The sequence below is a fragment of the Streptomyces spongiae genome (genome assembly GCF_009377185.1).
In the GTDB taxonomy this organism is placed as follows: domain Bacteria; phylum Actinomycetota; class Actinomycetes; order Streptomycetales; family Streptomycetaceae; genus Streptomyces; species Streptomyces spongiae.
Genome location: NZ_VJZC01000315.1, coordinates 1 through 11,517 on the forward strand (window position 1 = coordinate 1; position 11,517 = coordinate 11,517).

Annotated in this window: 8 protein-coding genes; 6 read left to right on the forward strand and 2 right to left on the reverse strand. The window is 71.2% G+C overall.

Translation table 11 applies throughout. The annotated features are described in order from the left end of the window. Positions 1-39 precede the first annotated feature (39 nt). On the reverse strand, positions 40-996 hold the full coding sequence (meaB, locus tag FNH08_RS31855; RefSeq protein WP_152774998.1) for a methylmalonyl Co-A mutase-associated GTPase MeaB: 957 nt from the start codon (positions 994-996) through the stop codon (positions 40-42). A 70-nt stretch (positions 997-1,066) separates the two neighbouring features. Next, positions 1,067-2,269: an acetyl-CoA C-acetyltransferase gene (locus tag FNH08_RS31860; protein WP_152774999.1), complete on the reverse strand. Its 1,203-nt coding sequence runs from the start codon at positions 2,267-2,269 to the stop codon at positions 1,067-1,069. A gap of 148 nt (positions 2,270-2,417) precedes the next feature. On the opposite strand from FNH08_RS31860, the gene mce reads away from it, so the two are divergent. The 6 genes from mce to FNH08_RS31895 all read left to right on the forward strand — a co-directional run. Continuing rightward, positions 2,418-2,858: a methylmalonyl-CoA epimerase gene (gene mce, locus FNH08_RS31865; RefSeq protein WP_152775000.1), complete on the forward strand. Its 441-nt coding sequence runs from the start codon at positions 2,418-2,420 to the stop codon at positions 2,856-2,858. 406 nt (positions 2,859-3,264) lie between these two features. Beyond that, positions 3,265-7,113 (forward strand): polarized growth protein Scy, encoded by a 3,849-nt coding sequence (scy, locus tag FNH08_RS31875; RefSeq protein ID WP_322725848.1) that lies wholly within the window; start codon positions 3,265-3,267, stop codon positions 7,111-7,113. 192 nt (positions 7,114-7,305) lie between these two features. Beyond that, positions 7,306-8,241 carry a coiled-coil domain-containing protein gene (locus FNH08_RS31880; protein WP_152775002.1) on the forward strand — a complete coding sequence of 312 codons (936 nt, stop codon included), beginning with the start codon at positions 7,306-7,308 and terminating at the stop codon, positions 8,239-8,241. Between the two features lie 96 nt (positions 8,242-8,337). Continuing rightward, positions 8,338-9,324 (forward strand): ATP-binding cassette domain-containing protein, encoded by a 987-nt coding sequence (locus FNH08_RS31885; RefSeq protein ID WP_152775003.1) that lies wholly within the window; start codon positions 8,338-8,340, stop codon positions 9,322-9,324. 2 nt (positions 9,325-9,326) lie between these two features. Then, a complete protein-coding gene (locus FNH08_RS31890) occupies positions 9,327-10,097 on the forward strand; it encodes an ABC transporter permease (RefSeq protein WP_152775004.1) in 771 nt (256 codons plus the stop codon). Positions 10,098-10,400: 303 nt separating this feature from the next. Next, positions 10,401-11,517: ABC transporter ATP-binding protein (locus tag FNH08_RS31895; protein ID WP_152775005.1), on the forward strand; the 1,117-nt coding region annotated here is incomplete at its 3' end.

Below are 11,517 nucleotides of genomic sequence, written 5' to 3' on the forward strand. Positions count from 1 at the left end.
GGGGCGGCGGGGGCGAGGACCCTCCCGTTCAGGTCCCGTTCAGGACTCCGTCAGGCCCGCCACCAGCTCGTCCGCCGCCCGGTAGGGATCCAGCTCGCCCGCCACGATCCGCTCCGCCAGCGCACTCAGGCGCCGGTCCCCGTGCAGGTCCCCGATCCGCTCCCGCAGGGCCGTCACCGCGATGGTCTCGACCTCGCGGGAGGCACGGGACAGACGCCGCTCCGCGAGCACCCCCCGCTCCTCCATCCAGGCCCGGTGCTTCTCCAGCGCCTCGACGACCTCGTCCACACCCTCGCCCCGCGCCGCGACCGTCTTCACGATCGGCGGCCGCCAGTCACCGGGCCCACGGGACTCGCCCAGGCCCAGCATGTGGTTCAGCTCACGGGCAGTGGCGTCCGCACCGTCACGGTCGGCCTTGTTGACCACGTACACGTCACCGATCTCCAGGATCCCGGCCTTCGCCGCCTGGATGCCGTCGCCCATCCCGGGAGCCAGCAGCACGACCGAGGTGTCCGCCTGGGACGCGATCTCCACCTCCGACTGCCCCACGCCGACCGTCTCGACGAGGATCACGTCGCAGCCCGCCGCGTCCAGGACCCGGATCGCCTGGGGAGCCGCCCAGGCCAGCCCGCCCAGATGGCCGCGCGTGGCCATGGAGCGGATGTAGACACCGGGGTCGGAGGCGTGCTCGGACATGCGCACGCGGTCGCCCAGCAGCGCACCCCCGGAGAACGGCGACGACGGGTCCACCGCCAGGACCCCGACCCGCCTGCCCTGCTTCCGGTACGCCGTCACCAGCGCGGACGTCGAGGTCGACTTGCCGACGCCCGGAGAGCCCGTCAGGCCCACCACGTACGCCCCGCCGGTCAGGGGCGCCAGCGCCTCCATGACCTCACGGAGCTGCGGGGACGCCCCCTCCACCAGGGAGATCAGCCGGGCCACGGCCCGCGGCCGGCCTTCCCTGGCCTGGGCGACCAGTGTGGGGACGTCCTGCATCACAGCTCCGTTCAGCGAGATCGGCGAGATCAGCGAGATCAAAGGGACCCGAAAGAGACGTGCAGCGCTCTCAGGCCTTCGGTACCCGCACGATCAGCGCGTCACCCTGTCCACCGCCGCCGCACAGCGCGGCCGCGCCCACGCCTCCGCCGCGCCGCTTCAGCTCCAGCGCCAGATGGAGGACGAGACGGGCGCCGGACATGCCGATCGGGTGGCCGAGGGCGATCGCGCCACCGTTGACGTTCACCCTTTCAGTGGACACTCCGAGGTCCTTCATTGACTGGACGGCGACCGCCGCGAAGGCCTCGTTGATCTCGATCAGGTCGAGGTCCGCGACCTCAAGGCCCTCCTTCTTCAGGGCGTGCGTGATGGCGTTCGACGGCTGCGACTGCAGCGAGTTGTCCGGGCCCGCCACGTTGCCGTGCGCGCCGATCTCCGCGATCCACTCCAGGCCGAGCTCCTCCGCCTTGGCCCTGCTCATCACGACCACGGCCGCCGCACCGTCCGAGATCTGGGAGGCAGAGCCGGCGGTGATGGTGCCGTCCTTGGTGAAGGCCGGGCGCAGCTTGCCCAGCGACTCGGCCGTCGTCTCGCCGCGGATGCCCTCGTCCTGGCTGAAAACGACCGGGTCGCCCTTGCGCTGCGGGATCTCGACGGGCGCGATCTCCGCCTCGAAGACACCGTTCTTCTGCGCGGCCGCCGCACGCTGGTGCGAGAGGGCGGCGATCTCGTCCTGCTCGGCCCGGCCGATGCCCAGCTTCGTGTTGTACTTCTCCGTCGACTCGCCCATGGCGATGTTCTCGAAGGCGTCGGTGAGGCCGTCGTACGCCATCGCGTCGAGCATCTGGACCGCGCCGTACTTGTAGCCCTCACGGGACTTCGGGAGCAGGTGGGGGGCGTTCGTCATGGACTCCTGGCCGCCGGCGACGACCACGTCGAACTCACCCGCACGGATCAACTGGTCGGCGAGAGCGATGGCGTCCAGACCCGACAGACACACCTTGTTGATGGTGAGCGCCGGGACGTTCATCGGGATGCCCGCCTTGACCGCGGCCTGGCGCGCCGGGATCTGCCCCGCCCCGGCCTGAAGCACCTGGCCCATGATCACGTACTGCACCTGGTCGCCACCGATCCCCGCACGGTCGAGGGCGGCCTTGATCGCGAAGCCACCGAGGTCGGCTCCGGAGAAGGACTTCAGCGAACCCAGCAACCGTCCCATGGGCGTACGCGCGCCCGCGACGATCACCGAGGTGTTGCCGTTCGTTCCAGACATGAGGTGCGATCCCCTTCCAGCCTGCACAGCTGAGGAGTGAACGAGGGTTTACTTCGAATGTACTGAGCGGTAGACCACCCCGTCATCGGGCTGTCGGTGTGATCGCGCGCACGTTGCGTAACCACCTCCGGAGCGGTGCACTGACACCATGCTGACGCGAATCGACCACATCGGGATCGCCTGTTTCGACCTCGACGCGACCGTCGAGTTCTACCGGGCCACGTACGGCTTCGAGGTGTACCACTCCGAGGTCAACGAGGAGCAGGGCGTGCGGGAGGCCATGCTCAGGATCAACAGCACGGACGACGGCGGCGCGTCGTACCTCCAGCTCCTGGAGCCGACCCGGGAGGACTCCGCCGTCGGGAAGTGGCTGGCGAAGAACGGCGAAGGTGTCCATCACATCGCGTTCGGTACGGCAGATGTCGACGGGGACGCCGCCGAGATCCGCGGTAAGGGCGTACGCGTCCTGTACGAGGAGCCCCGGCGCGGTTCCATGGGGTCACGGATCACGTTCCTGCACCCCAAGGATTGTCACGGCGTACTGACAGAACTGGTCACTTCGGCGCCGGTTGAGTCACCTGAGCACTGACCCCCGTACATAGGGGCCGGTAGGGTTGGGGTCGGCCGTCACCTCGCGAGGGGACGGTCGGGGTCCTGCCGCCATCCGACGACGGGATCCAGGGCGCTTCTGACGGATGGCCGTGGGAGAAGGAGCGGCGTTCGGTGCGTGCTCTCGGCGTGCCGGGCGGAAGTCCTCGTAGCGGAGCTACTAGGGCTTGCGTCCGGTGCGGCGAGAGTGCGTGCCGGGCGTCGTGACGCCACGGAGATCCGTCAGAAGCGCCCAAGGGCCGGGGTCCAGGTTTCGGGGGACGAGGGTTAGGGCGGCAGCCCGCGCTCCGCCGTTGATCTGACACCATTCCCCGGGGGCTTCGTTCGGCGGTTGGACGGAGCTCGTTTGGAGAAGCTTGCGACCAGGGGACGGATGGGACCGCGCAGTGCGGGGCTACGAACGCCAGGAGCGAGAGCCGGCGGCTGACGTCGACCACCTCTCTCGGTTCGAGGCCGAGATGGAGCGGCTGAAGACCGAGCGGGAAAAGGCGATCCAGCATGCCGAGGACCTCGGCTACCAGGTCGAGGTGCTGCGCGCCAAGCTGCACGAGGCGCGCCGCACCATCATGACCCGACCCGCGTTCGACGGATCGGACATCGGCTACCAGGCCGAGCAGATGCTCCGCCAGGCCCAGGTGCAGGCCGACCAGCTGCGCGCCGAGGCCGAGCGCGAGCTGAGTCAGGCACGCGCGCAGAACCAGCGCCTCCTCCAGGAGCACGCCGAGCAAGCCGCCCGGCTCCAGTCAGAGCTGCATGCCGAGGCCGTGTCGCGCCGCCAGCAGCTCGACCAGGAGCTCTCCGAGCGCCGCCAGACCGTCGAGTCGCACGTCAACGAGAACGTGGCCTGGGCGGAGCAGCTGCGCGCCCGCTCCGAGCAGCAGGCGCGCCGGCTGCTGGACGAGTCCCGTTCCGAGGCCGACCAGGCACTGGCCGCGGCCCGCGCCGAGGCCGAGCGGGTCGCCTCCGAGGCCCGTCAGCGGCTCCAGGACGAGGCCGAGTCGGCCCGCTCCGAGGCCGACCAGATCCTGCGCCGGGCCCGCGCGGAGGCCGAGCGGCTGCTGAACGCCGCCTCCACCCAGGCCCAAGAGGCCACGGACCACGCCGAGCAGCTGCGCTCCTCCTCCGCGACGGAGTCGGACAGCGCCCGCCGCCAGGCCACCGAGCTGAGCCGGGCCGCCGAGCAGCGCATGGCCGAGGCCGAGACGGCGCTGCAGAAGGCCCGCACCGAGGCCGACAAGGTGGTCGCCGAGGCCAAGGAGGCCGCGGCCAAGGCCCTGGCCGGCGCCGAGTCGACGAACGAGCAGCGTACGCGGACGGCGAAGGAGCAGGTCGCCCGTCTGGTCCAGGAGGCCACGAAGGAGGCCGAGGCCACCAAGGCGTCCGCCGAGGAAGTCGTCGCGGACGCCCGTTCCGAGGCCGAGAAGATCGTCGCCGAGGCGTCCGAGAAGGCCCGCAGCATCACCGCGGAGGAGTCCGCCTCCCAGCTCGCCAAGACGGCGAAGACGGCCGAGGACGTCCTCAACAAGGCGTCGGAGGACGCCAGGAGCACCATCACGGCCGCCGCCGAGGAGGCCGAGCGCATCCGCGGCGAGGCCGAGGCCGAGGCCGACCGGCTGCGCTCCGAGGCGCACGACCTCGCCGAGCAGCTCAAGGGCGCGGCGAAGGACGACACCGAGGAGTACCGCGCCAAGACCGTCGAGCTGCAGGAGGAGGCGCGCCGGCTGCGCGGCGAGGCCGAGCAGCTGCGGTCCGACGCGGTCGCCGAGGGTGAGCGCATCCGCTCCGAGGCACGTCGCGAGGCCGTCCAGCAGATCGAGGAGGGCGCCAGGACCGCCGAGGACCTGCTCGCCAAGGCGAAGGCGGACGCGGACGAGCTGCGCCAGTCGGCCACGACGGAGAGCGAGAAGGTCCGTACGGAGGCCATCGAGCGCGCCTCGTCGCTGCGCCGTCAGGCCGAGGAGACCCTCGACCGCACGCGCAAGGAGGCGGAGCGGCAGCGTGACGAGGCCGTCGAGCTGTCCGAGACCATCAAGGCCGAGGCCGAGCGGTCCGCCCTCGAGCTGCGCGAGGAGACGGAGCGCGCGGTCGCGTCCCGCGAGGAGGAGGCCGCCGACGAGCTGAACCGGCTGCACTCCGACGCCGAACAACGGCTCGCGTCGGCGGAGCAGGCGCTCAGCGACGCCCGTGCGGAGGCCGAGAGGATCCGCCGCGAGGCCGCCGAGGAGACCGACCGGCTGCGCGGTGAGGCCGCCGAACGCATTCGTACGCTCCAGTCGCAGGCCGAGGCCGAGGCCGAGCGGGTGCGCAACGAGGCCGCGTCCGACGCGTCCGCGTCCCGGGCCGAGGGCGAGGCCATCGCCGTACGGCTGCGGTCGGAGGCCGCGTCGGAGGCGGAGCGGCTGAAGTCGGAGGCGCAGGACACCGCCGACCGGGTCCGGGCCGAGGCGCTGGCCGCGGCCGAGCGGCTGGCGACCGAGAGCGCCGAGACGCTGGCCGCCGCGCAGGAGGAGGCCGCCCGGCGCCGCCGCGAGGCCGACGAACTGCTGGGCTCCGCCCGGCAGGAGGCCGACCAGGAGCGCGAGCGGGCCCGCGAGCAGAGCGAGGAGCTGCTGGCCTCGGCGCGCAAGCGCGTGGAGGAGGCCGAGGCCGAGGCGCTGCGCCTGGTCGAGGAGGCCGACCGGCGCGCCACCGAGATGGTGTCGGCCGCCGAGCAGCACGCCCAGCAGGTGCGCGACTCCGTGGTCGGACTGCACGAGCAGGCCCAGGAGGAGATCGCCGGCCTGCGCAACGCCGCCGAGCACTCGGCGGACCGTACGCGACGCGAGGCCGAGGAGGAGTCGGACCGCGTCCGCGCCGACGCGTACGCCGAGCGGGAGCGGGCCAGCGAGGACGCGGCCCGGGTCCGGCGCGAGGCGGCGGCGGAGTCGGAGGCCGCCAAGTCGCTCGCGGAGCGCACGGTTTCGGAGGCGATCACCGAGGCGGAGCGGCTGCGCGCCGAGGCGGCCGAGCACGCCCAGCGCGTACGCACCGAGGCGTCGGACGCCATCGCGGCCGCCGAGCAGGACGCCGCGCGCGCCCGGGGCGAGGCACGCGAGGACGCGAACCGGATCCGCTCGGACGCGGCCACCCAGGCCGACACGCTCATCAGCGAGGTGACGGCCGAGGCGGAGCGGCTCACCAGCGAGACGGCCGCGGAGGTCGAGCGGCGGCGCGCGGAGTCCGTCGCGAAGGCCGACAAGCTCATCGGGGACGCGACCAGCGAAGCCGAGCGGCTGCGCGCCGAGGCGGCCGAGACGGTCGGTTCCGCCCAGCAGCACGCCGAGCGTGTCCGCGCCGACGCCGAGCGCCTGAGGGCCGAGGCGGAGGCCGAGGCCGAGCGGCGCACCACGGCCGCGCGCGAGGAGGCCGACCGGACGCTGGACGAGGTCCGCAAGGACGCCAACAAGCGGCGTTCCGAGGCGGCCGAGCAGGTCGACAAGCTCATCACGGAGACCGCCGCCGAGGCCGACAAGCTCATCTCGGAGGCGCAGACGACCGCGCACAAGACCACCGCGGACGCCGAGGCGCAGGCCGACACCATGGTCGGTGCGGCGCGCACGGAGGCCGATCGTCTGGTCTCGGAGGCGACCGTGGAGGGCAACTCCCTGGTGGAGCGGGCCCGTACGGACGCGGACGAGCTGCTGGTCGGTGCGCGCCGGGACGCCACCGCGATAAGGGAGCGCGCGGAGGAGTTGCGCGACCGCATCACGGGCGAGATCGAGGCCCTGCACGAGCGGGCCCGCCGTGAGTCGGCCGAGACGATGAAGGCCGCGGGCGACCGGTGCGACGCGCTCATCAAGGCCGCCGAGGAGCAGCTGCAGAAGGCCCAGTCGAAGGCGAAGGAACTGGTCTCGGAGGCCAACTCCGAGGCGGGCAAGGTGCGGATCGCCGCCGTCAGGAAGGCCGAGGGGCTCCTGAAGGAGGCCGAGCAGAAGAAGAACACGCTCGTCCGGGAGGCCGAGGAGCTCAAGGCCGAGGCGATCCGCGAGGCGCGGGCCACGGTCGAGGAGGGCAAGCGGGAGCTGGAGGTCCTGGTGCGGCGCCGCGAGGACATCAATGCCGAGATCTCCCGTGTCCAGGACGTCCTGGAAGCGTTGGAGTCTTTTGAGGCCCCGTCGAACGGCAAGGACGGTGGCGTCAAGGCCGGCGCCGCGGTGGGCGCACCCAGATCGGGTGGCAAGGCGTCAGACGGCTAGCCAGAAGCGCCGATCCGTGCTTAGCGGAGCGTGGCGGAGCCCTCTACACAAAGTTCCTGACAAGTAACTGCTGGTTCGCCACTCGAAAGAGGTCTCATTCTCCATATCAAACGTGCATCCGCTCGATGACACGCCGCTTCGCCCCCTAGGATTCCCTCTATCACCTCACCGGTCTCATTCGACAGGAACCCCATGAGCGACACTTCCCCCTACGGCTTCGAGCTTGTGCGGCGTGGGTACGACCGCGCGCAGGTGGACGAACGCATCTCGAAGCTCGTCTCCGACCGCGACAGCGCTCTGGCCCGTATCACTGCTCTGGAAAAGCGCATCGAGGAGCTCCACCTCGAAACGCAGAACGCCCAGGCCCAGGTCGTCGACGCCGAGCCGTCGTACGCCGGTCTCGGCGCGCGTGTCGAGAAGATCCTCCGTCTCGCCGAGGAAGAGGCGAAGGACCTGCGCGAGGAGGCCCGCCGCGCCGCCGAGCAGCACCGTGAGCTCGCCGAGTCGGCGGCCCAGCAGGTGCGCAACGACGCAGAATCGTTCGCTGCGGAGCGCAAGGCCAAGGCTGAGGACGAGGGCGTCCGGATCGTCGAGAAGGCCAAGAGCGACGCCTCCCAGCTGCGCTCCGAGGCGCAGAAGGACGCGCAGTCGAAGCGTGAGGAGGCGGACGCCCTCTTCGAGGAGACCCGCGCCAAGGCCGCTCAGGCCGCCGCGGACTTCGAGACGAACCTCGCCAAGCGCCGCGAGCAGTCCGAGCGCGACCTGGCGTCCCGTCAGGCCAAGGCCGAGAAGCGCCTCGCCGAGATCGAGCACCGCGCCGAGCAGCTCCGTCTCGAGGCCGAGAAGCTGCGCACGGACGCCGAGCGCCGCGCCCGCCAGACGGTGGAGACGGCCCAGCGTCAGGCCGAGGACATCGTGGCCGACGCCAATGCCAAGGCCGACCGGATCCGTTCGGAATCCGAGCGCGAGCTGGCCGCCCTCACCAACCGCCGCGACAGCATCAACGCCCAGCTGACGAACGTCCGCGAGATGCTCGCGACGCTCACGGGCGCCGCGGTGGCCGCCGCCGGTTCGCCGGCCGAGGACGAGCCGATCTCCCGCGGGGTTCCGGCGCAGCAGTCCCGGTAACGCCTGGGCGTTCCGCAGCAGGTGTTCGACAGCAGGTGTTCGAAGCCCTCTGCCACTCCGGTGGCAGAGGGCTTTGTCCCGTTTTAGCGTGGCCGCATGATCGAGCTCGAGGGGCTGACCAAGCGGTACGGCGAGAAGGTGGCGGTCAACAACCTCACCTTCGCCGTGAGACCCGGCATGGTGACCGGGTTCCTCGGGCCGAACGGTGCCGGGAAGTCGACCACGATGCGGATGATCCTCGGGCTCGACCGGCCCACCGTCGGGGACGTCCGCATCGACGGCAAGCACTACGACCAGCTCAGGGACCCGCTGATGTCCATCGGCGCGCTCCTCGACGCCAAGGCCGTGCACGGCGGCCGCAGCGCCTACCACCACCTCCTGTGCCTCGCGCAGAGCAACGGCATCCCGCAGAGCCGCGTGGCCGAGGTCCTCGACACCGTCGGCCTCACCGGGGTGGCCCGCAAGAAGGCCAAGGGATTCTCGTACGGCATGGGGCAGCGGCTCGGCATCGCGGGCGCGCTCCTCGGAGACCCGCGGATCCTGATGTTCGACGAGCCGGCCAACGGGCTCGACCCCGAGGGCATCCACTGGATCCGCACCCTGATGAAATCCCTTGCCGCACAGGGCCGTACGGTCTTCGTCTCCTCTCATCTGATGAGCGAGATGGCGCTGACCGCCGACCATCTCGTCGTCATCGGCCAGGGCCGGCTGCTCGCCGACACCTCCATGGCGGACTTCATCCAGCGGAACTCCCGGTCGTACGTCCGGATCCGTACGCCGCAGCGGGAGCGGCTGCTGGACGTGCTGTACGGGGCGGGCGTCGCGGCGGTCGAGGCGGACGGCGGGGCGCTGGAGGCGGACGGGGCGGGGCCCGAGCAGATCGGTGAGCTGGCCGCGCGGCACCAGGTCGTGCTGCACGAGCTGAGTCCGCAGCAGGCCTCGCTGGAGGAGGCGTTCATGCGGCTGACGGCGGAGTCGGTGGAGTACCACGCGCACGCGGGTGCCCTCCCGGTCCTGGACGAGGTGCCGGCGGTCCCCGCGCGGCAGGCGTGGGGCAGCGACTGGCAGAAGAAGGGAGCCTGAGCATGGCGGCGGTACAGGTCGTCCGTTCCGAGTGGACCAAGATCCGTTCGGTGGCGTCCACCGTGTGGACGCTCGGGATCGCCGCGGTCGTCACGATCGCTCTCGGCGTGCTGATCTCGGCGCTGGTCGACCGTGACTGGCGGAACATGCCCCAGGAGGACAGGCTCGCCTTCGACCCGACGTACGTGAGTTTCGCGGGGATGAGCCTCGGTCAGCTCTCGATGATCGTCTTCGGTGTGCTGGTGGTCTCGAACGAGTACAGCACCGGCCTGATCCGTACGTCGCTGGCCGCCGTCCCGCAGCGCGGCACGTTCCTCTTCAGCAAGATCACCGTGGCAACCGCGCTCGCCTTCGCCGTCGGCCTCGCGACCAGCTTCGTCACCTTCTTCCTCGGCCAGTCGATGCTCGGCGAGCACAGCACCTCGCTCGACGAGCCCGGTGTCCTGCGCGCGGTCATCGGGGGCGGGCTCTACATGACGCTCATCGCCGTGTTCTCCATGGGCGTGGCCGCGATGCTGCGCAGCCCGATGCTGGCGCTGGGTGTCCTGATGCCGTTCTTCTTCCTCGTGTCCAACATCCTCGGCAACGTGTCCGCGACCGAGAAGGTCGCCCGCTACCTCCCCGACCAGGCCGGCAGCAAGATCATGCAGGTGGTTCCACCGCTGGACGACGACGCGGTGTACGGGCCGTGGGGTGGCCTGGGGATCATGGTGCTGTGGGTGGCCGCGGCGCTGGCCGGGGGGTACGCGCTACTCCGCCACCGCGACGCGTGATCGCTGCGCCGGCTTGGCGGGGGCGCGTCTGCCGGGTTGTTGTGGGTGTCCGGGTGCGGGTCGTGGGTGGCTGGTCGCGCAGTTCCCCGCGCCCCTGAAAAGCCTGGAGCTCGCCCGGTGGTCTTCAGGGGCGCGGGGAACTGCGCGAGCAACCACGACGGACCCGCACATGGCCACCGGCAGAACCCGGCAGACGCCAGCCGCTCAACCCCCGGAGGGAACCGTCAGCTCACCGATATGCTCCTAACTCTTACGGGGGGCGTGTGCCCCGACACGTCCTGAACCTTGTGATGGGTGCGGAGCATGATCGAGGCAGTCGGCCTGACGAAGCGCTACGGCGACAAGACAGCCGTGTACAACCTTTCCTTCCAGGTGCGGCCGGGTACCGTCACCGGCTTTCTCGGGCCGAACGGTTCGGGCAAGTCGACGACCATGCGCATGATCCTCGGCCTGGACAACCCCACCACGGGACAGGTGACGATCGGTGGCTTTCCCTACCGGAAGCTGCCTAACGCCCCACGCCAGGTGGGCGCCCTGCTGGACGCCAAGGCCGTGCACGGCGGACGCAGCGCACGCAGTCACCTGCTGTGCCTCGCGCAGCTGTCCGGTATTCCGGCGCGCCGCGTGGACGAGGTGCTCGGCGTCGTCGGTCTGCAGGACGTGGCCAGGAAGCGGTCCAAGGGGTTCTCGCTGGGCATGGGGCAGCGGCTCGGGATCGCCGCCGCGCTGCTCGGTGACCCCCAGGTGCTGCTCTTCGACGAGCCGGTCAACGGACTCGACCCGGAGGGCATCCTGTGGGTGCGCAACCTGATGAAGTCCCTCGCGGCGGAGGGACGGACCGTGTTCGTCTCGTCGCACCTGATGAGCGAAATGGCGCTGACCGCTGATCACTTGATCGTGATCGGGCGCGGGCAGCTGCTCGCCGACATGAGCGTCAAGGACTTCATCTCGCACAACTCGGCCGGCTTCGCACGCATCCGCACCCCCGACACCGAGCCGCAGCAGCGGGAGAAGCTGACGGCCGCGCTGACCGAGGCGGGCGGCCAGGTGCTGCCCGAGGCGGACGGAGCGCTGCGCGTGACCGGGCTGCCGCTGCCGCGCATCAGCGATCTCGCGCACGGCGCCGACGTACGTCTGTGGGAGCTGTCGCCGCACCAGGCCTCGCTGGAGGAGGCGTACATGCGGATGACGCAGGGCGCCGTCGACTACCGGTCGACCATCGACCAGAAGGAAGGGCTGATGCAGCCGCTTCCGCCCGGCGCGCAGCCGCCGGTTCCGGTGCCCGGGCAGGGCCAGCCGGGATGGTACGCCCCGCCGCCGCCCCAGCAGGGCGGGCAGCCGTTCGCGATGCCGCCGGGGATGCCCCAGGGCCAGCCGCCCGCGGGGCCGTACGGCGCCCCGCCCGCGCCCGGTGCCCCGC